This is a genomic window from Lihuaxuella thermophila, assembly GCF_900110165.1.
In the GTDB taxonomy this organism is placed as follows: domain Bacteria; phylum Bacillota; class Bacilli; order Thermoactinomycetales; family Thermoactinomycetaceae; genus Lihuaxuella; species Lihuaxuella thermophila.
This window is the reverse complement of the sequence record NZ_FOCQ01000002.1, coordinates 93,959-115,165: the sequence shown is the minus strand read 5'-3', so window position 1 is coordinate 115,165 and position 21,207 is coordinate 93,959. Positions and strand designations below refer to the sequence as shown.

The 21,207-nt window shown below is 52.1% G+C and carries 22 protein-coding genes; 18 read left to right on the top strand and 4 right to left on the bottom strand.

All coding sequences use genetic code 11. The features are described from left to right. Positions 1-90: 90 nt before the first annotated feature. From BMW55_RS02435 to hutH, 8 genes are all read left to right on the top strand, one after another. Positions 91-1,338 carry a UDP-N-acetylglucosamine 1-carboxyvinyltransferase gene (locus BMW55_RS02435; protein ID WP_089965448.1) on the top strand — a complete coding sequence of 416 codons (1,248 nt, stop codon included), beginning with the start codon at positions 91-93 and terminating at the stop codon, positions 1,336-1,338. A gap of 130 nt (positions 1,339-1,468) precedes the next feature. Beyond that, positions 1,469-2,431 carry a class II fructose-bisphosphatase gene (gene glpX, locus BMW55_RS02430; protein WP_089965446.1) on the top strand — a complete coding sequence of 321 codons (963 nt, stop codon included), beginning with the start codon at positions 1,469-1,471 and terminating at the stop codon, positions 2,429-2,431. A gap of 61 nt (positions 2,432-2,492) precedes the next feature. Continuing rightward, positions 2,493-3,767 (top strand): transcription termination factor Rho, encoded by a 1,275-nt coding sequence (gene rho / locus BMW55_RS02425; RefSeq protein WP_089964989.1) that lies wholly within the window; start codon positions 2,493-2,495, stop codon positions 3,765-3,767. Positions 3,768-3,861: 94 nt separating this feature from the next. Continuing rightward, a complete protein-coding gene (locus BMW55_RS02420) occupies positions 3,862-4,839 on the top strand; it encodes a LysM peptidoglycan-binding domain-containing M23 family metallopeptidase (RefSeq protein WP_170839700.1) in 978 nt (325 codons plus the stop codon). A 184-nt stretch (positions 4,840-5,023) separates the two neighbouring features. After that, positions 5,024-5,224, top strand: coding sequence for a 50S ribosomal protein L31 (gene rpmE, locus BMW55_RS02415; RefSeq protein ID WP_089964986.1), 201 nt, complete (start codon positions 5,024-5,026; stop codon positions 5,222-5,224). 128 nt (positions 5,225-5,352) lie between these two features. After that, positions 5,353-5,511 (top strand): hypothetical protein, encoded by a 159-nt coding sequence (locus tag BMW55_RS19205; RefSeq protein WP_170839699.1) that lies wholly within the window; start codon positions 5,353-5,355, stop codon positions 5,509-5,511. A 154-nt stretch (positions 5,512-5,665) separates the two neighbouring features. Next, positions 5,666-6,280: a thymidine kinase gene (locus BMW55_RS02405; RefSeq protein WP_280139731.1), complete on the top strand. Its 615-nt coding sequence runs from the start codon at positions 5,666-5,668 to the stop codon at positions 6,278-6,280. A 305-nt stretch (positions 6,281-6,585) separates the two neighbouring features. Next, positions 6,586-8,148 (top strand): histidine ammonia-lyase, encoded by a 1,563-nt coding sequence (hutH, locus tag BMW55_RS02400; RefSeq protein WP_089964982.1) that lies wholly within the window; start codon positions 6,586-6,588, stop codon positions 8,146-8,148. Between the two features lie 110 nt (positions 8,149-8,258). Here hutH and BMW55_RS02395 read toward each other — a convergent pair whose 3' ends face one another. The 3 genes from BMW55_RS02395 to BMW55_RS02385 all read right to left on the bottom strand — a co-directional run bounded on the left by BMW55_RS02395 (position 8,259) and on the right by BMW55_RS02385 (position 11,436). Then, positions 8,259-9,719 (bottom strand): erythromycin esterase family protein, encoded by a 1,461-nt coding sequence (locus tag BMW55_RS02395; RefSeq protein WP_089964980.1) that lies wholly within the window; start codon positions 9,717-9,719, stop codon positions 8,259-8,261. A 153-nt stretch (positions 9,720-9,872) separates the two neighbouring features. After that, on the bottom strand, positions 9,873-10,229 hold the full coding sequence (locus BMW55_RS02390) for a YunG family protein (RefSeq protein WP_089964978.1): 357 nt from the start codon (positions 10,227-10,229) through the stop codon (positions 9,873-9,875). A gap of 130 nt (positions 10,230-10,359) precedes the next feature. After that, entirely contained in the window at positions 10,360-11,436 is a 1,077-nt protein-coding gene (locus tag BMW55_RS02385) for a CPBP family intramembrane glutamic endopeptidase (RefSeq protein WP_170839698.1), read from the bottom strand. 198 nt (positions 11,437-11,634) lie between these two features. Between BMW55_RS02385 and prfA the strand changes: the two genes are divergently transcribed. The 5 genes from prfA to BMW55_RS02360 all read left to right on the top strand — a co-directional run bounded on the left by prfA (position 11,635) and on the right by BMW55_RS02360 (position 16,128). Further along, the gene (prfA, locus tag BMW55_RS02380; protein ID WP_089964974.1) at positions 11,635-12,702 is read left to right on the top strand and encodes a peptide chain release factor 1; all 1,068 of its coding nucleotides are present in this window, start codon (positions 11,635-11,637) and stop codon (positions 12,700-12,702) included. A gap of 27 nt (positions 12,703-12,729) precedes the next feature. After that, positions 12,730-13,611, top strand: a complete 882-nt coding sequence (gene prmC, locus BMW55_RS02375) for a peptide chain release factor N(5)-glutamine methyltransferase (protein WP_089964971.1) — start codon at positions 12,730-12,732, stop codon at positions 13,609-13,611. An 83-nt stretch (positions 13,612-13,694) separates the two neighbouring features. Beyond that, complete coding sequence (gene spoIIR, locus BMW55_RS02370; RefSeq protein ID WP_089964970.1) at positions 13,695-14,351, top strand: stage II sporulation protein R; 657 nt, start codon at positions 13,695-13,697, stop codon at positions 14,349-14,351. 91 nt (positions 14,352-14,442) lie between these two features. After that, the gene (locus BMW55_RS02365; RefSeq protein ID WP_089964969.1) at positions 14,443-14,907 is read left to right on the top strand and encodes a GNAT family N-acetyltransferase; all 465 of its coding nucleotides are present in this window, start codon (positions 14,443-14,445) and stop codon (positions 14,905-14,907) included. 195 nt (positions 14,908-15,102) lie between these two features. Further along, positions 15,103-16,128: an L-threonylcarbamoyladenylate synthase gene (locus BMW55_RS02360; RefSeq protein ID WP_089965443.1), complete on the top strand. Its 1,026-nt coding sequence runs from the start codon at positions 15,103-15,105 to the stop codon at positions 16,126-16,128. A 115-nt stretch (positions 16,129-16,243) separates the two neighbouring features. Here the strand turns inward: BMW55_RS02360 and BMW55_RS02355 are convergent, their stop codons facing one another. After that, positions 16,244-16,750, bottom strand: a complete 507-nt coding sequence (locus BMW55_RS02355) for an SRPBCC family protein (RefSeq protein WP_089964965.1) — start codon at positions 16,748-16,750, stop codon at positions 16,244-16,246. Positions 16,751-17,287: 537 nt separating this feature from the next. On the opposite strand from BMW55_RS02355, the gene BMW55_RS02345 reads away from it, so the two are divergent. From BMW55_RS02345 to BMW55_RS02315, 5 genes are all read left to right on the top strand, one after another. Continuing rightward, a complete protein-coding gene (locus tag BMW55_RS02345) occupies positions 17,288-17,851 on the top strand; it encodes a manganese efflux pump MntP (protein WP_089964962.1) in 564 nt (187 codons plus the stop codon). Then, positions 17,845-18,573 carry a ZIP family metal transporter gene (locus BMW55_RS02340; RefSeq protein WP_089964958.1) on the top strand — a complete coding sequence of 243 codons (729 nt, stop codon included), beginning with the start codon at positions 17,845-17,847 and terminating at the stop codon, positions 18,571-18,573. Before BMW55_RS02345 ends, BMW55_RS02340 begins: the two co-directional genes overlap by 7 nt. A 33-nt stretch (positions 18,574-18,606) precedes the next feature. Continuing rightward, a complete protein-coding gene (locus tag BMW55_RS19795) occupies positions 18,607-19,266 on the top strand; it encodes a low molecular weight protein arginine phosphatase (protein WP_089964951.1) in 660 nt (219 codons plus the stop codon). 896 nt (positions 19,267-20,162) lie between these two features. Beyond that, complete coding sequence (gene rpiB, locus BMW55_RS02320) at positions 20,163-20,612, top strand: ribose 5-phosphate isomerase B (RefSeq protein ID WP_089964946.1); 450 nt, start codon at positions 20,163-20,165, stop codon at positions 20,610-20,612. A 26-nt stretch (positions 20,613-20,638) separates the two neighbouring features. Beyond that, positions 20,639-21,166, top strand: a complete 528-nt coding sequence (locus BMW55_RS02315) for a TIGR01440 family protein (RefSeq protein ID WP_211663651.1) — start codon at positions 20,639-20,641, stop codon at positions 21,164-21,166. Positions 21,167-21,207: the final 41 nt, after the last annotated feature.

Sequence of the window (21,207 nt, the reverse complement as noted above, 5' to 3'; positions counted from 1 at the left end):
AAAGACATAGACATGCACAAAAAAGTCTGGCGGCAGGTGGTTCAACCTCCCGCCGGATTCATTTTAGATGTACCAGAGAGAGGGTTGGGGATGGAGAAACTGGTGATCAAAGGCGGCAGGCCATTATACGGAAATGTGAGGATCAGCGGAGCCAAAAACAGCGCATTAGCGATGATTCCGGCTGCACTTCTTCCTGATTCGCCGACTGTATTGGAAAACATCCCTGAAATCGGCGACATCGCCGTTTACATAGAGATTTTGCAAAAGTTGGGAGTCAAGGTTGCGTCAACTGGTAAAGAATTGCAGATCGATCCCTCTACTCTTCAACTTCAACCGGTGCTGGACCCCAGAGTCGGTGAACTTCGCGCCTCTTATTATCTCATGGGGGCACTTTTGGGCAAATTTCATGAGGTGACCATTGGCTTGCCGGGCGGGTGCAAGCTGGGCCTGCGCCCGATTGACCAGCATATCAAGGGGTTTGAAGCGCTGGGTGCAAAAGTGAACCTCAAAGACGGTGTGGTACATATAGAGGCCCCCGGTCTGAAAGGAGCCCGCATCTACCTGGATGTTGTCAGCGTGGGAGCCACGATTAACTTGATGCTGGCGGCCGTTTGTGCGGAAGGGATCACCGTGATTGAAAATGCGGCCAAAGAGCCGGAGGTCATAGACGTAGCTACTCTGCTTTCCAGCATGGGAGCACAGATCAAGGGTGCCGGGACGGATGTGATTCGCATCCGTGGGGGGCGCCGGCTGCACGGATGCCGTCATTCGATCATTCCCGACCGCATTGAAGCCGGTACCTATATGATCGCTGCTGCTGCTACGAGAGGCCAAGTAAGGATCGAACAGGTGATTCCGAAACATCTGGAGTCCGTTTCTGCTAAACTGAGAGAAATGGGTGTTCAGATCGAAGAAGAGGAAGAATCGATTACGGTGTCCGGACGAGATTCTTATGCCTCTGTCGATATCCGAACCTTGCCTTATCCCGGGTTCCCAACCGATCTTCAACAACCTTTCACCTCCCTCTTGACCCAAGCTCACGGTACCAGCCTCATCACTGATAGCATTTATTCCTCCCGTTTTGATCATGTCGGCCAATTGGAAAAAATGGGTGCCAAAATTCAGACGGAGGGCCGTACGGCCATCGTGAGAGGAGTTACACCTCTTGCGGGGACTCAGGTTCACGCCTTCGATCTGCGGGGCGGAGCGTCTCTGATCATCGCCGGGCTGATCGCCGATGGTGTGACCCGTATTACAGGAGTTGAGAAAATCCGTCGGGGTTATGAGCGGCTGGAAGAGAAGCTGAACGGTTTGGGCGCCGAAATCTGGCGGGAATAGCTTTTTCCCTTTCTTTCCCGGCGATTCCCAGGTTAAGAGTATAACATAAGCGAAAAATATGTTACTCTATTTGTGGAGAAATGACATACTTATACGGAATGGCTGGAGAACAGAAAGGGAGATGAATGACGTGGAAAGAAGTTTAACCATGGAACTGGTACGTGTCACCGAAGCGGCAGCGATTGCGGCCGCCCGCTGGATGGGCTTTGGAAAAAAAGACGAAGCGGATGAAGCGGCCACCTCCGCGATGAGAAAAGTGTTTGATACCATTCCGATGAGGGGAACGGTCGTCATCGGCGAAGGTGAGATGGATGAAGCTCCCATGCTTTATATCGGGGAGCGCCTGGGCCTGGGATATCTCCCTGAAGTGGATGTGGCCGTCGACCCGCTTGAAGGGACCAACATTGTGGCAAAAGGCCTGTGGAATGCCCTTTCAGTCGTGGCCGTCTCTGACCGGGGAGGACTGCTCCATGCGCCGGATATGTACATGGATAAGATCGCCGTCGGTCCAAAAGCGGTCGGACAGGTGGACATCGACGCTCCGGTGGAGGATAATTTAAAAGCAGTCGCCCGTGCCCAAGGGAAGGATATGGAGGATCTGGTGGCCGTGGTACTCGACCGGCCGCGCCATGCGAAACTGATCGAGGAAATCCGCAAGGCAGGGGCCCGGATCAAACTCATTCCGGACGGGGATGTCGCCGCCGCGATCCATACCGGATTTCCCGACACCGGAGTCGATATTTTATTTGGTTCAGGAGGAGCTCCGGAAGGAGTATTGGCAGCGGTTGCACTAAAATGTTTGGGTGGGGAAATCCAGGGCCGCCTGCTTCCTGAAAATGAAGAACAATATCAACGGTGTGTTCAGATGGGGATCCAAGATCCCAAACGGGTTCTGCGCATGGATGATCTCGTCAAAGGGGATGACGCCATTTTTGCGGCGACGGGTGTGACTGACGGTGAGCTCCTGCGCGGAGTGCGCTATCAAGGCAACCTGGCCACGACGCACTCGGTCGTCATGCGCGCCAAAACGGGAACGGTCCGCTTTATGGACGGAACCCACCGGCTGGAAAAGAAGCCGAATCTGGTTTTATAGGTAGTCCCTCTCAACTGCTTGCGGGAAGGGAGGGGAAAATTTGATAGTGTGGTGATGGACCATGGAAGAGCTCACACTGAGCGATCTGGAGAATCTAAGATTGACCGATCTGTATAAACTGGCGAAAGAATATCAGATCTCTTATTATAGCCAGATGAAAAAGAAAGAGTTGATTTTTGCCATCCTCAAGGCGAAAGCGGAACGGGACGGTTTAATGTTTATGGAAGGCGTTCTCGATGTTCTCCCTGAAGGATACGGATTTTTAAGGCCTATCAATTTTTTGCCGTCCTCTGAGGATATCTATATCTCCGCTTCGCAGATCCGCCGGTTTGACCTTCGCTCCGGTGATCTGGTATCCGGAAAAGTAAGGCCTCCCAAAGAGAATGAGCGTTACTTCGGCTTATTGCATGTGGAAGCGGTCAATGGGGAGGACCCCAATGTAGCGGCCGAGCGATTGCACTTTGCTGCGCTTACGCCTCTGTATCCGGAGAAGCGCTTGATTCTGGAGACGTCCCCGGATAAGCTTTCTACCCGCGTGATGGATCTCATTGCCCCCGTGGGACTGGGCCAGCGGGGATTGATCGTGGCACAGCCCAAAGCGGGAAAAACGATGCTCTTGAAAGAGATCGCCAACAGTATCACCCAAAACTATCCGCAAATCGAATTGTTTGTTTTGCTGATCGATGAGCGTCCTGAAGAAGTGACGGACATGCAGCGCTCGGTCAACGCTGAAGTGGTCAGCTCCACCTTTGACGAGCTGCCGGAAAATCATATCAAAGTGGCCGAACTCGTGTTGGAAAGGGCCCAGCGGCTGGTGGAACACAAAAAAGATGTCGTCATTCTCCTTGACAGCATCACCCGCCTCGCTCGTGCCTACAATCTGGTCATTCCTCCGAGCGGCAGGACTTTGTCCGGGGGAATCGATCCTGCTGCCCTTCATCGTCCCAAGCGCTTTTTCGGGGCGGCGCGCAATATTGAGGAAGGCGGCAGCTTGACCATCTTGGCCACTGCGCTGGTCGAAACGGGTTCGCGCATGGATGATGTGATTTACGAAGAGTTTAAGGGCACCGGCAATCTGGAACTGCATTTAGACAGAAAGCTGGCCGAACGGCGCATTTTCCCTGCCATCGATATCCGGCGTTCCGGAACCCGCCGCGAAGAGCTTCTCTTAAGCAAGACGGAACTGGAAAAGCTGTGGATGTTGCGCAAGTCGATGAATGACAGCTCCGATTACACCGAAGCTTTTCTCAAAAAATTGAAAAGCGCAAAGTCGAATGAAGAGTTTTTAGCTTCCCTGGAACCGAAATCTCCCCGCCCAACCACCACTGTTTCCTGACTTCGAAACTTTTCGGGGCATACGGAGGCACTTTCGCACATAAGATGAAACCGGGTGATCTCACCCCACATTTCATCTTCTGTGAGGTGCTATGATGTCTCGCAAAAAAGCGTTGTTGGCTTCTTCCCTCACCATCTGCTCAGCGTCCGCTTCTTGGGTGACAGGCACTGACAAACATCCCGTCTATGCGGAAGAGCTGCAAAACAGCAAGCCGGATGGGAATCAGGAGCAAATTGCCCAAGAAGCGTTTTACCAGTATCTCAACCCCATATCAGCAGTTGCTGAAGGGAATCTGGCCGCCAAGGTAGAGACAAAACCACTCACGTATGAAGTAAAAACAGGTGATACCCTATATCAAATCGGGCTCTTTTACGGAGTTCACCACGACCGGCTGGCTCTGTACAACCGTATCGATGATCCGCGCCGCTTGCAGGTTGGCCGGCTTCTCAATATTCCTTTGACGCGAAAATGGGTGCGGTTGAAGTTCGGGGACACGCTGGAGAGTCTGGCTGAGGAATACAACACCACCAAGGAGTTGCTTCTCCATCTCAATCCGTCGCTCAAAGATCCTCAGATTACTTACGTGGGCCAGTTGATTGCCGTCCCGCAAAAGTTGGAAGTACCCAAACCGACGGCTCCGTCTGTGAAACAGAAAAGACCCGTCCGCCTTACGACCCAACCGTCCATTCGCCGGGGATCGTATGTATTTCAGTGGCCGGTGAGCGGGCAAATCACCAGCAATTTCGGATGGAGGAACGGCCGCCAGCACAAAGGGATCGACATTTGGAGTGCGGAAAAGTCGAGGGCTGTGATTTATGCTTCGCTTGACGGTGTGGTCGTGAAGGCCGGTTATTCGGGTGCATACGGGAATCTGGTCATCGTTGACCACGGAGGAGGCTGGGTGACCTACTATGCACACTTAAGCCGGATCAGCGTGAGCAAAGGGGACAGGGTGGCGACCGGCCAGGCGTTGGGGAATATGGGACAGACGGGAAATGCGACGGGTTACCACCTTCATTTTGAAGTCCGAAAAAACGGTCAGGCGATCAATCCGTTATCTGTATTGAGATAATCTTGGCTCTTATCTTTTGCCTCTTACATCAAAACTGACCCAAGATGGATCCGCAATTTTGCGTGAACATAGAAAAAGCTCTCTTTCTCCCTCTCCTTGCAGCCAATGGTTGTTTATGCTATAATACTTCAGTGATTTGTATTGAACGAAACAGTTGCATCGGCTTAGAAAGAGGTGAGAACAGATGAAAAACGGAATTCATCCGGCATACAAATTGACAACTGTCACCTGTGCGTGTGGAAATACATTTGAAACCGGATCGACTGTAGAAAACCTGAGAGTGGATATTTGTTCCGAATGCCATCCATTCTTCACCGGTAAACAGAAATCAGCGGCCGCCCGCGGACGTGTAGACCGCTTCAAAAAGAAATACAATCTGAAGTAATCCATCTATACTGTGGATAAGATATGACAGGCAGGCGAAACCGCCTGTCTTTTTTTCTTTTTCAGGGTTGTGTCATGTATGGGAGGCGATGGAATGGAACAACTTAGCGAACAAGGGGGGTGTTTTTCATGCCGGATCAAAGGAAAGAGCTGAAATCCTCGTTGCCGGGGCCGGTTTCCGCACCCGCTGAACCGGCGGACGGAGTGGCTTCGTCAAGACCTCCGGGTCCCGCGGGGGAACGAAACAGAGAAAGATGGACGAAGAAGGGGCCTGTGACGAAATCGTGATTTCCCCGTTTTCTTCCGGTATGGGAAGGCCATCTGCTTGTCGGATGGCTTTTTTTGTGCGCGGCTTTGGTCCGGGTTTGGAACTTTGTGCCGATGCCATTTTCCCTGTAACTGTGATACAATGTCATTCGTCAGATGAGGGGGAGGAAGAGAGTTGAGATCGAATGATACGTTTCTTGTGCATCGTGAAGGATGGATCGAAGTCATTTGCGGGGGGATGTTTTCGGGGAAAAGTGAGGAGTTGATCCGCCGGATCCGGCGTGCGCAAATTGCCAAGTTGCGTGTCAAGGCATTTAAACCGGCGATCGATGACCGCTATCACAGAGAAGCGATTGCCTCCCACAACGGTTTGGTTGCTGATGCTGAGGCTGTTCGCAACGCATCTGAAATATTGGCCGGTGTGGCCCCGGAGACCGATGTAGTGGCGATCGATGAAGTGCAATTTTTTGAGCCGGAGATCGTGGAGATTTGTCAAAAGCTGGCCGATCAGGGAAAGCGGGTCATCTGTGCCGGTCTCGATCAGGATTTTCGCGGACAACCCTTTGGGCCGACTCCGCTCCTCTTAGCCGTTGCCGAGTATGTCACAAAATTACAGGCCATCTGTGTCCGATGCGGCGGTCCTGCCAGCCGTACGCAGCGGATTATCAACGGGCGTCCGGCTGCCGTTGATGAACCGGTGATTCAAGTGGGTGCTTCCGAGCAATACGAAGCCCGCTGTCGACATTGCCACGAGGTGTTGAAAAGTTCGGCCCAGGCCAAAGAAGCATAACATACTTAATTTTATTCATACGGAATACTTATCCATCCGGTCATACTTAAGCAAATCGGAACGTTTCATCCGGTTCATGGAAACGTCCGGGCGAATTCCTTGCTTGACAGCGGAAGAAGTGGCATGCAAGAATGGTAACAAGGAATGAATTTATCTGACGATAAGTGAGTGGTTGCGATGGAGGCAGGGAAAAATCCTCCCGGACAATCGCATATAACCCTCTTGAAACAAGGGACTGTGCAGCAGTGAAAGCACTCTGCACAGTCCCTTTTAGTTTATTAAAGCGACGAAAGGGCGGTCAAATCATGTTTGCAGAACAAAAGGATCGTGTCGTTCAAGGATCGCAGGTCGTGTTGGATGGTGAACGGCTGACCCCGGAAGATGTGGCGGCAGTGGCCTATGGACAAGTTCCTGTCGCATTGAGCGAGGAAGCGGTTGGGCGGGTGTCCGCGTGCCGGCGAAAGGTGGAGGATCTGGTGTCAACCGGAAAGGTCGTGTACGGGGTGACCACGGGCTTTGGAAAGTTCAGCGATGTGCGCATATCGTCAGAAGATGCGGCAGAGCTGCAAGTCAACTTGATCCGCAGTCACGCTTGTGCGGTAGGTCACCCGCTTCCGGAGCCTGCGGTCCGCGCCTTGATGATGTTGAGGGCCAATGCGCTCGCCAAAGGGTATTCAGGCATTCGACTGCAAACCTTGCAACTGTTGATCGATTGTATCAATCAGGGTATCCATCCCGTGATCCCCGAACAAGGCTCCCTCGGTGCCAGCGGTGATTTGGCCCCTCTTTCCCACCTGGCACTGGTATTGATAGGAGAGGGAGAAGCCTTTTATCGCGGGGAGCGCCTGCCGGGAGCGAAAGCATTGGCAAAAGCGGGGCTTCAACCGGTCAAACTTCAGGCCAAAGAGGGACTTGCCCTGATCAACGGCACACAGGTCATGACCTCGATCGGTACTCTGGCTTTGATCCAAGCCGAACGGTTGGCCAAGATCGCTGACGTGATCGCTTCTCTTACCCTGGAATGCTTACATGGAATTCCGGAAGCGTTTGCGGAAGAGGTCCAACGCGTACGCCCCTATCCCGAACAGATCGGTGTGGCGGCCAATCTGCGGGCCTTGTTAAACGGGAGCGGCCTGACGAGCCGGCAAGGGGAGCTTCGCGTTCAGGATGCGTACACATTGCGCTGTTTGCCGCAAGTACATGGGGCCACGCGCCAAGTGCTTGCCTATGTACGCGACAAGATTTCCATAGAGATCAATTCGGCGACGGATAACCCGTTGTTGTTTGTGGAGGAAGATCAAGTGATCTCCGGCGGTAATTTCCACGGGCAGCCCATTGCCTTTGCAATGGACTTTTTGAAAATCGGCATGAGCGAGTTGGGAAATATTTCGGAGCGGCGAACCGAACGGCTGGTAAATCCGGCTTTGTCGGGCGGTCTGCCTGCTTTCTTGAGCCGCCGTCCGGGCATGGCCTCAGGCATGATGATCCCGCAATATGTAAGCGCTTCCCTGGTCTCCGAAAACAAAGTGCTGGCGCATCCCGCGAGCGTGGATTCGATACCTTCCTCTGCCAATCAGGAAGATCATGTGTCGATGGGCACGACGGCCGCCCGTCATGCGGCAAAGGTGATTGACAATGCGGCCAAAGTGCTGGCGATCGAATTGATCTGTGCCGCGGAAGCTGCTGATTTCGCAGGGGTAAATAATCTCGCCCCCGCCACCCGGGTCCTGTACGAACAGCTGAGGGGAATCGTGCCGCCTGTCACGCAAGACCGCTCGATCAGCCGGGACATAGAGAACGTTGCCGCTCATCTCTTAAAAGGGGAATGGCTCAAAGCCGTTGAGGCGGTCTCCGGCCCTCTTTTCTAAGCCCAGGTCAATGGGACAACCGAAGGATGAGATTTCAAGGATCTTTACAATGCTCGTCGTTACAATGACACAAAAGCCAGTCCACGCATGATGGTGGCTGGCTATTGTGTCTATTTTAGTTTCATCAGAGGGCTGGAAGGAAGGAGTTCATTGGGGAGTACAACGTGATCCCGCATTTGCGCGGCACTTGTGGGATATTCCACATATTGCGGCAGATGGACTTCATCGATGAACAAGATCCCGTCATACTGTTCGCGTGGAACGATTCGTTCGTCCCATAATCCCCAGTCAAGCACTTGGCGCCCGGTAAACATCCATGAAGTGGCTTTTTTGTTTTTCGTGTGCAGAAGGTCGACAAAAATATTGGGATTACCGGACTTGCTCAGAATGGATTCCAGATTTCCTTCCGGGTGGGGATAGCGGACCGGTGCCGGCTGTCTGTTATTCAGTGCGGAAACCCCTCTGTTCATGTAGAGTCCAACGACATAAGAATCTTTTTGCAACTGTTGCGGCAACAGCTGTCCCATGGTCACAAGTGAAGTTCTGTACGGATTTTCTGTCCGGGTATTCGCTTTTCGTATATGGATATTGTGTGCCCATACGATAATCTTTTTGTTTGGATACAATTTTTCGGCTAACCAGGTGAGATTTTTGGCCATTGCCTGATCGCGTAAGACAGAACCTTCATCCAGATATTTCTGAGCCTCTTGATAGTTCTGCTCCTGGGTATATTTAGAGAACAAGATGTATTTCTCCAGAATGCGATCGATCATATGGATGCGGTCTTGCAACGCATATTCCGTCACCGCCAGCAGTTTTCGATCCCGGGGATAAACGGCGCTTAGCTCCTTTTTGTTTTCTCTTACAAATTTCAGGAGATCTTTGTAACCGCCGATCAATGATCCTTTTTCCAGCCGGAAGCGGTCCGCATCCGTTTCAGAAGTATAGATCTGAAGAAATTTGCTTTCCAATTGATAAGCCTTTTCCCCCATCAACGGGTTCACTTTTTGGAACCAGTCTTTCAAAAAGTTCCGAAATGAGCCGTTGGATGGCTGTATATCAAAACCGGTGAGAATGAGCGGATCGTTGCTTTTCTGTTCTTTTTTCAGATATTCAAAGAGCGGGAGTGTTTCTTTGGCGTGCCACACGCCATAAATTGAATCTTGCATGGTTTTGAGCGGCGTCTGATCAGCCGCATGGAGGTTGGCGGCCGTCGTTTCGGCCAGGCCCGATTCGAACGCCAATACGTCATAATCCAATTCCTCATGCAAGTATTGAATGAGTCTGGCCTTGGCTGAATTAAATTCTGCCGCGCCGTGAGAGCTTTCACCTAACAGAACCACTCGTTTGCCTTTTAATGTTTTCTTCAAAAATTGCAAATCCTCATAGGTATCCCCATCTTCCGGGGCTAATTTTTCTACGGGGTTCGCGTGACTCTGCAACCATTTTGTCCACTCGGGCTGTTCCGTCGCTGATCCGGAGTCAGCAAAGCCGGTGTGGCTTGATAAGAGCGTTGTGACAGAGAAGCATGCGGCAATCGCGAGTGTGCACCACTTCATTTTTTTGGACATGAATATCCCCCTTCCTGTGAATATTGTAAATGTTGTATCTTAACAGCAACTGAATAACAATTGAATAACATTTAAATTGTTATCAGTCGGGTTCGGGCAGAATTCATGCCGGAGAGAGTTTTAAACACCCATGATACGCCAACTTCTTTATGGTTATGGCTTGTCGATCCTGTTCCACACAGCCTGGCTGAGATATGTGTATTGCTGTTCATTTGTGTCCGCAAACGCCTCGTCTCTAGTGGAAGGAATATCTTGATATTCGATTTCCCCACTAAATTGAGATGAAGTGAAATCATATACCTGGCCGTTAATTCGCTTATAAAAATGCCAGCCTTCCGACAATGGGGTTTTTAAAATCTCACCCCCCAATAAATCATTCACAACCAGTGCCGTAACCCCGCACTGTCCGCGTGCCGGATTATCAGGGGAATATTTTGTGCTCGATTTCTCTGACCAAACCTCAAATAAAATCTTAAGCAATGTTTCATGACTCAAGTTTGAGTGTTTCATCATCATGAACTCCGTTATGGCTTAAAACACCAGATGGAGTAATGAAGAGCCAGGTTGAGTTCGTTTGCTTGTCTTATAAGTGGTTAAAAAAGCGACACCAATTTTGAAGATGTCGCTTTTTGATTTGCTTTTATGGCATGAAAAGGGTTAGCACACCCAAACCGATATTGTAAGTCGCGTGGACGACCATGCTGACAGTGGTATTGATGTAGTTGCGGACAAATGCCAAGCACAGGCCGACCAGAAAGACAATCACCGTCGCGATGCTGAAACCGTAATTGGCATGAACCAGGGCAAAGAGAAGGGTGGTGAAGATGAGCCCGAACCGCGGTTGCAGGGCTCCGCGGAAAATGGTTTCTTCCCCTATAGCGGCAGCCAGACCCAGGGTCAGGATGCCCGGGATGGAAGTGAACAGCGGACCCAGCATTTTTTGCGTCAGTTCTTCCACGTGAGGATCTGCCGTGAGCCCCAATAATCCGGCGGCGAATTCCAAAGCGAGCGCGCCGCTCATCAGCCCGATCCCGATGCCGAGGCCTGCGAGCAGTTGACGGCCGGAAGGTTTGACAAGGCCCAAGCGGGATAAGCTTTCCGGCAAAGTTCTGCGCGACAGCCAGCCGACGCCGATCAGTCCGAGAATAAAGAGCAGGATATCCTGCGACCACAGGCTGGCCAATACGCCGTTGCCCGTCGGCTGCCCCGGCAGTTCACTCAATGTGGCGAGGCCGACCCCCAGAGTGACGAAAAACTGGATAAAAACCAGCATGCTCATGGAAAGTGACAGTGCGTGAGTGCGTTTGACGGGATCGATGGGGATGATCTTGGCGATTCCTTTACGGATGGGGAAAATGAGCACCAGCATCGCGATCAGCGATGGCAGCCAGATCCCGAGTCCCACTTCATCCAATTGATTCAATATTCCGGAAACACCTGGAAGAGGCATTTGAAGTTCCTGTTGCATAGACTGCCGGATGGATGCCCCGGCAGGACCGTTCATGAACAGGCCCGCGAGATGGATGAGCAGTCCCAGCAGAAAACTGCCGGCATAGCCGATGACTACCAGTGTATAACAGACGATTCCAAGCTCTTTTCCCCTGCCGGGATTTTCGGCCGTGCGGCCCCGTTCGGAGAGGTTGGCCAGATAAAAAAGAAAAATAATCGGCGCAAACGTCGCCAGGTTACCTAAAATGTTGCTTACTACCTCATTCATCATTTAAATCTCCTTACCTGTTTTGTCAAAAAACTCTCTTTTCATCATAACATCATTCGGGGTTCGGGAGCGGATCAGATTTCTTCCAAAGGAGCAATATGATATGATACAATCATATGACGTGCCAATGAAGACGATAACGATTTCAAGTTGAAATAGAGAGACAGGAACTGGATATCGAAGTGGGAGTGAAGAAGAATGCTGGAACGGTTGGAAGCTGTTCACCAACGTTATGAAGAGCTCAGTCGTTTGCTGTGTGATCCGGAAGTGATCAATGATCCGAAAAAGTTGAAAACTTACTCGAAAGAGCAAGCGGGGTTGGAAGAGACCAACCAGGCTTATCTGGAATATAAACAAGTGGTGGAACAACTGCAAGATGCAAAAAAGATGCTGGAAGAAAAGCTGGATGACGAAATGCGCGAGCTGGTCAAGGCTGAAATAGAAGAACTGTCCGACCGCAAAGAAGAGCTGGAAGAGAGGATTAAAATTCTCCTGCTCCCCAAAGACCCCAATGATGACAAAAACGTGATCGTGGAAATCCGCGGGGCGGCGGGCGGAGAGGAAGCGGCCTTGTTTGCGGCCGATCTCTACCGGATGTATACCCGCTTTGCGGAGCGGCAGGGATGGAAAGTGGAATTGCTCGAAGCGAACGCCACCGGGCTTGGCGGATTCAAAGAGGTCATTTTCTCCATCCAGGGCAGCGGTGCCTACAGCCGTCTCAAGTATGAAAGCGGGGCCCACCGCGTTCAGCGCGTTCCCGCCACCGAGTCGGGCGGCCGGATTCATACTTCCACCGCAACGGTTGCCGTCCTGCCGGAGGCAGAGGAAGTGGAAGTGGAGATTAACGAAAAAGATCTGCGAATCGATACCTTCTGCTCCAGCGGTCCGGGAGGCCAAAGCGTCAATACGACGAAATCGGCGGTGCGCATCACTCACCTGCCAACCGGAATCGTCGTTTCCTGTCAGGACGAAAAATCGCAAAACAGCAACAAAGAGAAAGCGTTGCGTGTGTTGCGCGCCCGGCTGTATGACATGAAGCAGCAGGAAGAGAGAGCCAAACTGGCCGATCAAAGAAAAAGCCAAGTGGGGACCGGAGACCGCAGTGAACGGATCCGCACCTATAACTTCCCGCAAAGCCGTGTGACCGACCATCGCATCGGTTTAACCCTGCACAAGCTGGACTTAATCCTCGATGGGGATTTATCCGAAATCGTTGATGCACTCATTTTGAATGAACAGGCGGAGCTGTTAAAACAAGCCGAGTAACCTTCAGCCTTGAAGGGAGCTGAACAGATGGAATCGATCGGTACGATTCGGGAAGCCTATCAATGGGCTTCCTCTTTTTTGCAGGATGGGGGGATTTCATCCCCGGAATTTGAAGCGGAACTCCTCATTCGCCGCTCCCTTGGAGTGGATCGCACCCGCTTTTTTACCATGTGGAAAGAGCCCTGGCCCGCCGAACTCACCCCGCGGCTCAGGCAGTGGATACAGAGACGGGTGCAGGGTGAGCCCCTTCAATATATATTCGGGGATCAGGAGTTTTATGGACGAACGTTTGAAGTGAATCCTTCTGTTTTGATCCCCCGTCCTGAAACGGAGCTGTTAGTGGAGACGGTTTTAAGGGAAGCGGACAAAGAGTGGGGAGATCAGCCGCTTCATGTGGTGGACGTTGGGACGGGAAGCGGTGCGATTGCGGTGACACTGGCCGTCGAACGCCCCCGTTGGCGCGTGACCGCTATCGACATCTCCCGGTCGGCACTGCAAACAGCGAGGAGAAATGCAGCCCGTCACGGAGTGGAAGAACGGATGGAGTGGATTCACGGGGAATATTTGACCCCGCTCTTGGGAACCGCCTCTGCACCTGATATTCTTGTTTCCAATCCCCCTTATATTCCTTCCGGTCAGGTCCCCAAACTGGAAAAACAAGTCAGTCAGTTTGAACCCCGTCTGGCCTTGGACGGTGGAGAAGACGGTCTCGATCCTTACCGGGTGTTGACGAAGCAACTGGCCGAATGGGACGGGAAAAGAGTTCGTCTGGTCTGTTTTGAGATCGGTGCGGACCAGGGGCCAGAGGTCTCGAACCTGGTACGCAACATTTCCCGTGAAGTGAGCGTGTCTGTACGTCAGGATTTGGCCGGCCGTGACCGGATTGTCGTCGGATGGATTCGCGGGTAGAGAATTGATTTCAAAAAAGTGCGATTAAACCGCCTCCTCTTTGTCCATACTTTTGATAGGGACAAGGAGGAGGGCTTAAAACCATGAAAGCTGGAAATTATTTATTGGTTATCCTGTTTATTTTTTGTGCGTGGTTGGTTTATTCCCATCCGGGGACGGACGACAGGTGGCTGGTGGGGGAGGCTTCCGGTGATGTGCAAATCCCGGATCAGGCTATTCGTTTGCGCATCCTGGCAAACAGTGACCGGGGCGAGGATCAGTGGCTGAAGCGGAAAGTCCGGGATGAAGTGGTCAAAGAAATGGAAACTTGGGTCAAACAGCCCAGAACCATCACAGAAGCCCGTCAGGCCATCAAGCAACATTTGCCCCGCTTTGAGCAAATCGCTGAGGAGACGGTGGCCCGGAACGGATTCCATTATCCGGTCAAAGTGGACTTTGGTCTGGTTCCGTTTCCGACCAAGCTTTACGGGGATAAAGTCTACCCGGCGGGAAACTATGAAGCCTTGCGCATCACACTGGGTGAGGGAAAAGGGGACAACTGGTGGTGTGTGCTGTTTCCGCCTCTCTGCTTTGTGGATATGAGCAACGGGGATGCCGTGCCGAAGGAGAACCAAAAAACATTGTCAGCGTCCATCGCTACATCCGATCAAGCCTATGCGGCACAACTCAAACAGGAGAAAAAAAATACGGTCGAAGTCCGTTTTCTGATTCTGGAACAATTGAATCATCTTTTCAAATGAGAATCCGGTCGAACCGGATTTTTTTGTTCTAGCGCTCCCGTTCCCTTCATACCGCTTAGTATAGGACAAGATGTCAGGAGGGGAATCAAGGATGTTTGTGATTCGCCGGGCAGCCGAGCGGGATCTGTTTCAGATGAGAAGGTTGTTAAATGAAACAGGGCTGAATGATCACGGAATGGAAGACCATCTCCGGCATTTTTTCGTCGTCGAAAGGCCGGGAGGAGAAGAGGAACCGCCGGAAATTGTTGGGGCCATCGGGATGGAGGTATACCATCCTTTCGGGTTATTGCGCTCATTTGTTTTAAAACGGGCTTCATGGAACCCGGCCATCGGGGTTAAACTGATTCACATTTTGCTTTCCTATGCCGCCCAGCTAAAGCTGACACATGTTTACTTGCTGGCGGGAACGACCACTTCCTTTTTTGAGCAAATGGGGTTTTCAGTGATTCCCTTTGCGGACATCCCCGAAGATATTCAAGAATCGGAACACATGGAACGCTGCGCATCCAAAGGGACGCCGATGGTTTATGCATGTTTTCCCAACGATCCGCATTAGAGGAAACCGTCCCCTTTTTTGTGGTATGATATCTGAACAACATCAACGGTCACTGCCGGAGCGGCTGGTTTTCAAGAGTACGGAGAACCGACACGGCCGACCGCCCCGGGAAAACAATCGCAGAAGCATCTTCACAGAAAAGGGGAATGTGGAGTGGAATCGAGAGTCAGTCGCTGGTGGAAAGTTCCTGCCGGGATGGAACCGGATGAGCTCAAAAACAGGGAGGAAGTGATCCGGGCGGCCGATTGCTTGCGACAGGGGGGGCTTGTCGCTTTTCCCACCGAAACGGTTTACGGATTGGGAGCCATAGCCACCTCCGAACAAGCGGTTGCGCAGATCTTTGCCGCCAAGGGACGTCCATCGGACAACCCCCTGATCATACATATCGGAGATAAAGATCAACTGAGTCATTGGGTGAGTGAATTGCCGGATGTGGCCGGGAAACTGGTCCGTTCCTTTTGGCCCGGTCCGCTGACATTGGTGCTTCCCCATCAGGGAAATATCGCTGCCAATGTCACGGCCGGGCTCGACACCGTTGCCGTTCGCATGCCCTCCCATCCTGTCGCCTTGGCTCTGTTGCAACTGGCCGGAGAGCCTGTAGCGGCACCAAGTGCGAACCGATCGGGCCGGCCCAGCCCGACCGAAGCTGCCCATGTCTGGCATGATCTGGCGGGTAGGTTGGATATTTTGCTGGATGGCGGGGAAACAGGGGTTGGCGTTGAATCGACGGTTGTCGATGTGACCGGGGAAATACCGGTGCTGCTTCGTCCGGGGGGAATTACCGTCGAAGCGCTCACCCGGGCGGTTGGACATGTCGAGATCGATGCCGGTTTGAAACAGGAAGAGAGCGTCCCCCGTTCGCCGGGAATGAAATACCGCCATTATGCTCCGCAGGCGGAGATGTGGCTGGTGGAGGGGCAAGAGGAGCATGTGCTTGCCCGGATCCGGGAACTGGGAGCCGATGCGATGCGCCGGGGGAGGAAAGTGGGAATCTTAACGACGGAAGAACATGCGGACAAGTTCCATGCAGATGTCGTGATTCCTTGCGGGCGCAGATCGGATCCGCTCAGCGTGGCCCGGGGATTGTATCAGGCATTGCGCACATTTGATGCCAGGGGGGTGGATTTCATCCTGGCGGAAGCATTTCCGGAAAAGGGGATTTTTTATTCGGTCATGAACCGGCTTCGCAAAGCGGCGGATGGGAAAGTGATTCGCGTATGAAGAGCCAAATCTGTCAAACCTGGTTAAGTCGTTAAGGCTGTTGACCTTCTTTGTCAACAGCCTTAACCGACGCCTTTTCCAATCAATCGATTTCTTTCAGCTCAATGGGCGGCCATTATTGCTGGTTTGCCAGGTACTCGGCGAGCTGGTCGAAAGTACCGCCAAAGCCCTGTTTGAGCATAGGCTTCATGGCCTCATAAGCCGCTTTCTCCGCTTCAGACGCGTTCAGCGGGAAACCTTCAAGTGTAAGAATGGTTTTGTTGTCGTTTTCTTCGAGCGTCAGGATATTGAGAATCTCAAGTGGCCAGTTTGGATGGAACGAGGCTCGAACCGGATTGCCTTCTTCGTCCGAAAAGGACTGGACAAACACCAGTTTTTCCGGAGGATTTACTTCCCGGTAAATAAAGTTGCCCCACATGACTTGATTTCCATCGGGAGTTTTCTGGCAGCCCAGAAACATGCCGCCGGGATGCACATCCATTGTAACGATATGGATCGAAAAACCTTTCGGTCCCCACCATTTCCCGAAGTGCCCGGGATCCGTCCAAACCTTAAATACAAGTTCACGCGGGGCATCGAAGACGCGGGTAAGCAACAACCCTTGATTTTGAATACTGGTCATGGAAAATCCTCCTTGTTTTGGGAAGGAACCGATACCTTTCCTACCTTCCGTTCTTTTAAATCGTCGTCAAACCGATCCGATCGTTGTCCCGCATGTAGCGGAATAACTTCAGCCATTCGTCCAATGATTGGCGTGGCTCCGGACGCAGCCGGTAACTGCGTCGCCTGGATCAGGGCGCACTTCGACAATTCCCGCTTCGTTCTGGATCTTCAAATGTTTGGACACCTGTGGATGACGGAACAGAAGCCGGTCAGCCATCTCCCCGACCGTTAGGGGACGATCACGAAGGAGTCAACCATCTGCCATCGGTTGGGTTCAGCCAGAGCTCGCAAAGTAGATACTTTCACCTCCATCAATCATTTCTCCTTTTTTTAAATATACCAATTAGAGAATATTCCCTTAATTGAATGTATTATGGTTGGGATGTGCTCCATCCCGGTTATGGGTCATAATCTCACCAGGTTTGATAAACCTGGTTCTTTTTTGTGTGGACGAGGCATACCATGTGACAAGCATGGTTCGACAGGAGGAAGCGGGATGGAGTTTACCTTGCCTGAGTGGGGACAGGTGCTCACACTCTCAATGATCGCCGTCGCATTGGGGATGGATGCGTTTTCGCTCGGGATCGGGCTGGGGATGAAACGGCTCTCTAAGCGCAAAGTGGCCTGGTTGAGCATGTCTATCGGTTTTTTCCATGTCATGATGCCCCTGGCCGGGATGATGATGGGAAAGTATCTGAGTGTGGTGATGAAGGACATAGCGGCAATGGTTGGAGGGGGACTCCTGTGTTTTTTGGGGGCCAATATGTTGTTTCAAGTAGTAAAAGGTGAAAAAGAACTGAAGACATTCAACGTGAATTCATTCATTGGTATTCAACTTTTTTCTTTAAGTGTGAGTCTCGATTCTCTGTCGGCGGGACTCAGCCTGGGACTGTTTGAAGCGGATCTTCTTCTGGCGGTTTTGATGTTCGGGTGCGCGGGTGCTTTGATGGCGGCAACCGGACTTTATCTGGGGAGATTTGTGGGGGACTGGCTCGGAAACTACGGGGAAGCGTTAGGCGGATTTATTTTACTTTTGTTGGGGAGTAAGTTTTTATGGTGACAGAAGCGAAAGAAGCTATCGTTTACAGTGCCTTGACCGGATCTTTCACTTTTTTGGGGGCGATTCTGCTATTATGTTTCTCCCTGACAAAAAGGATCATCGCCTTTTCTCTGGGGTTGTCTGCGGGAGTGATGCTGATCGTCTCTTATTTCGCTCTGCTCCCTCCGGCTTTTGTTTACGGGGGAGCCTTCCATCTCTCGGTCGGCATGGGCGCGGCGGTTCTCTTCATGCTATTGCTCCGGCAGATTCCTTTCAGTAAAGTAGGAAGTAAAGAGGAATCCTCCCGGTTTGACAGACTCGCCTTTTTCCTCGCGATCGCCGTAGCTTTGCATAATGCTCCGGAAGGGGCGGCAATGGGAATCGGGTACAGGATGGATCCGGATATGGGGCATATCCTCGCCATCGCCATGGCGATCCATAACATTCCGGAGGGGATCGGGCTGGCGGCGCCGCTCATCGCTGCAAGGCGTCATCCGCTCGTCATCGGAATAGTTGGACTTCTGTGCGGTGCGGCACTGCCGGCCGGAGCCTGGTTGGGAATCCGCTACTTGACCGGCTCGCCCGATATCCTTTCCGCCGGTCTGGTTTTTGCCGCTTCGACGATGATCTGGGTCGTGGTTTGCGAAATTTGCCCCCGAGCATTTGGCCTGGATAAGATCATGGCTTGTATCGGTACCGGGACAGGGATTTTGTTGATGTATATCATTCATCTGTTCCACTGATACTTAAGAAGAGAAGAAATGAGGGGAGCGGTTATGTTGCGAATTTTATTTGTCTGTACGGGGAACACTTGCCGCAGCCCCATGGCAGAGGCGATTTTGAGGAAGATCGCGCAGGACGAAGAGCTGGAAATAGAAGTTCGCTCTGCGGGTGTGTCGGCAATGAACGGCTCGCCGGCTTCCAAACAGGCATTGCAAGTACTGGGGGAAAAAGGGATACGGCATTCGCATCGTTCACGGTTGATCGAACCGGAACTGGTTGACTGGGCAGACCTGATCCTGACCATGACACGGACGCATAAACACTTTATGATCCACGATTTCCCGGACAGCATGGAGAAAGTCTACACCTTGAAAGAGTATGCCGATCTTGATCCGGAAAAGGAAGCGCTTCTCCGCAAGCTTGACCGGCTGGACACGGAACTGGAGGCGAAGAGGGCGGAGATCCAGGCCCGGTTTTCCCTGAGAGCGGAAGATCCATGGCCTGAAGAAGCGGAACAAGCTCTGCGTCAAGAGGTGGAGCCACTCCTGAAGGAGCGCAAGAAACTGCTGAAGAAAATGGACGAAAGCTCGTCTGATCCCGATATCAGCGACCCGTTCGGCGGGTCGGTGGACGTGTATCGCCAGTGTGCGGATGAGCTGGAGAAGGCCATCCGCAAAATCGTCCAAAGGTGGAAAAGGGAAAAACGGTTTTAGATTGTGTCAGCAGAATCCGGAGATCGAAGTCCGTTCCGGAATTTGTGTTCGCCTCCAATGCAGTGTTGCAGTGTGAAAGAGGGCCTGTTTTGCCCGCTCCGAAATCGTTTTTCCGACTCCGTTCCGATGCAGTGGCAGAGTCGCTCGTCGCAAAAATGATTCTGGCATATCAAGATTGACAAAGAAACGAATCCACGAAAGGTTGCAGAACTCTGGATGAAAGCCCGCTCCGGAATTTGTTTTCCGTTTCCGCGTGAGTGCAGCGGCAGAGTCGCTCCGCCGGAAAACAAATTCCTCCGCTCCATCGTGTCTGACTATCAGTTTCTCAAAATCACCCATCGACAGTCGACAACCTAGAGATGAAATGCAAAATCGTGCAGGGAGGCCGTGATTGGACGAAGTGCCTTTGAGGCCGTCCCCAGCGGAGGCCCCGAGCGAAGGGAGGGAGCGGATCACCTGTTTGAGCGACAGCGAGTTTGATCCGCGCCCGTAGTGAGGGGCCGGAGCGGCCGGTTTCTACTTCCTCGCCGGCCTCAAGAGCACGGAGACCCACACGGCCGACCGCCCCGGAAGCACAAACATAGAAAAAATTCTTGTCACAACCCGCATTGCTTCCTGAGGGCCTCAAGAGTATGAACACCAACACGGACAACCTCCCGGCAGCACAATCACAGAAACGCCCGCTTACCCAGCACCCTTTTATAGCAAACATGTGTGTCTGTTTCGCGGTACACCCGGAGACGAAAGTGGACTTAACCATCTTGCAAGTAAAATCACAAGAACGCTGCTACTCAGCCCCCTTTCACAAAATCGAATAACTTCAAATGTTTTCCTTGGCCTCTTTACAGACAAAGCAGGTATACTGGAAGCGAAGATGAGAACAGGAGGCAAGTGTGATGAGAGTATTACTTGGGTCGGACCACGGGGGAATCCGCTTAAAGCAAGAGATTAAAACCTTGCTGCAAGAGATGAACATTGAATTTGACGATGTGGGATGTGATTGCGAAAGCTCGGTCGACTATCCGGACTATGCCAAACCGGTGGCGGAAAGGGTGGCCAGCGGGGAGTTTGACCTGGGCATTTTAATATGCGGCACCGGAATCGGGATGTCCATTTCTGCCAACAAAGTGAAAGGAATCCGCTGTGCGGTGGTGAGCGATGAGTTTTCTGCGCGCATGAGCCGTGAGCACAACAATGCCAACATCCTGGCACTGGGGGAACGCGTCGTCGGTCCCGATTTAGCCAAATCGATCGTTCGCACCTGGTTGACCGCGGAGTTCGCGGGCGGCCGACATGCCCGGCGCGTCGAGAAAATTCATCAGCTGGAAGGAAGCGGAGAAAAGTGATTGACAACGGGCAGATCCAGACAGAAATGAAATCAGTCATCGAAGAACTGCTCGCCGAGATGCCGCTATCGGACAAGCATGTACTGGTATTTGGAGTGAGCACCAGTGAAGTCGCCGGGAAACGGATCGGTACCAGCGGCAGTGACAGGATCGCTTCCGCGCTGTTTGAAGCCATCATTCAAGTCCAGCGAGGGCATGGATTCCATCTCGCCTTTCAATGTTGCGAACATTTAAACCGGGCATTAGTGGTGGAAAGAGAAACCGCCGAAAAATTCGGCTGGCCGGAGGTGAGCGCGGTCCCTGTTCCCCAGGCGGGAGGCGCGATGGCCGCTTACGCGTTTCGTCACTTGAAGGATGCCGTCCTGGTGGAACAGATTCAGGCAGATGCCGGAATCGATATCGGGGATACATTGATCGGCATGCATTTAAAGCCGGTCGCAGTTCCGGTTCGCCCAGTGCAGAAAAAAGTGGGGGAAGCCCATGTAACTATGGCCAAAACCCGGCCCAAATTGATCGGCGGTGCCAGGGCCGTTTACGAAATTTATCTCTCCTGAACGGGACTCCTTTGGTAGAATAGGAAAAGCGGATTGAATAA

Excerpts from the sequence above, each read along its gene's own strand:
- BMW55_RS02435 (WP_089965448.1), top strand. The coding sequence starts at position 91 with ATGGAGAAACTGGTGATCAAAGGCGGCAGGCCATTATACGGAAATGTG.
- prfA (WP_089964974.1), top strand. The coding sequence starts at position 11,635 with ATGCTGGAACGGTTGGAAGCTGTTCACCAACGTTATGAAGAGCTCAGT.
- rho (WP_089964989.1), top strand. The coding sequence starts at position 2,493 with ATGGAAGAGCTCACACTGAGCGATCTGGAGAATCTAAGATTGACCGAT.
- rpiB (WP_089964946.1), top strand. The coding sequence starts at position 20,163 with ATGAGAGTATTACTTGGGTCGGACCACGGGGGAATCCGCTTAAAGCAA.
- BMW55_RS02420 (WP_170839700.1), top strand. The coding sequence starts at position 3,862 with ATGTCTCGCAAAAAAGCGTTGTTGGCTTCTTCCCTCACCATCTGCTCA.
- BMW55_RS02315 (WP_211663651.1), top strand. The coding sequence starts at position 20,639 with ATGAAATCAGTCATCGAAGAACTGCTCGCCGAGATGCCGCTATCGGAC.
- BMW55_RS02360 (WP_089965443.1), top strand. The coding sequence starts at position 15,103 with ATGGAACCGGATGAGCTCAAAAACAGGGAGGAAGTGATCCGGGCGGCC.
- prmC (WP_089964971.1), top strand. The coding sequence starts at position 12,730 with ATGGAATCGATCGGTACGATTCGGGAAGCCTATCAATGGGCTTCCTCT.
- BMW55_RS02355 (WP_089964965.1), bottom strand. The coding sequence starts at position 16,750 with ATGACCAGTATTCAAAATCAAGGGTTGTTGCTTACCCGCGTCTTCGAT.
- BMW55_RS02385 (WP_170839698.1), bottom strand. The coding sequence starts at position 11,436 with ATGAATGAGGTAGTAAGCAACATTTTAGGTAACCTGGCGACGTTTGCG.
- BMW55_RS02345 (WP_089964962.1), top strand. The coding sequence starts at position 17,288 with ATGGAGTTTACCTTGCCTGAGTGGGGACAGGTGCTCACACTCTCAATG.
- BMW55_RS02390 (WP_089964978.1), bottom strand. The coding sequence starts at position 10,229 with ATGAAACACTCAAACTTGAGTCATGAAACATTGCTTAAGATTTTATTT.
- BMW55_RS02340 (WP_089964958.1), top strand. The coding sequence starts at position 17,845 with ATGGTGACAGAAGCGAAAGAAGCTATCGTTTACAGTGCCTTGACCGGA.
- BMW55_RS02395 (WP_089964980.1), bottom strand. The coding sequence starts at position 9,719 with ATGTCCAAAAAAATGAAGTGGTGCACACTCGCGATTGCCGCATGCTTC.
- BMW55_RS19795 (WP_089964951.1), top strand. The coding sequence starts at position 18,607 with ATGTTGCGAATTTTATTTGTCTGTACGGGGAACACTTGCCGCAGCCCC.
- spoIIR (WP_089964970.1), top strand. The coding sequence starts at position 13,695 with ATGAAAGCTGGAAATTATTTATTGGTTATCCTGTTTATTTTTTGTGCG.
- BMW55_RS02365 (WP_089964969.1), top strand. The coding sequence starts at position 14,443 with ATGTTTGTGATTCGCCGGGCAGCCGAGCGGGATCTGTTTCAGATGAGA.
- rpmE (WP_089964986.1), top strand. The coding sequence starts at position 5,024 with ATGAAAAACGGAATTCATCCGGCATACAAATTGACAACTGTCACCTGT.
- hutH (WP_089964982.1), top strand. The coding sequence starts at position 6,586 with ATGTTTGCAGAACAAAAGGATCGTGTCGTTCAAGGATCGCAGGTCGTG.
- BMW55_RS19205 (WP_170839699.1), top strand. The coding sequence starts at position 5,353 with ATGCCGGATCAAAGGAAAGAGCTGAAATCCTCGTTGCCGGGGCCGGTT.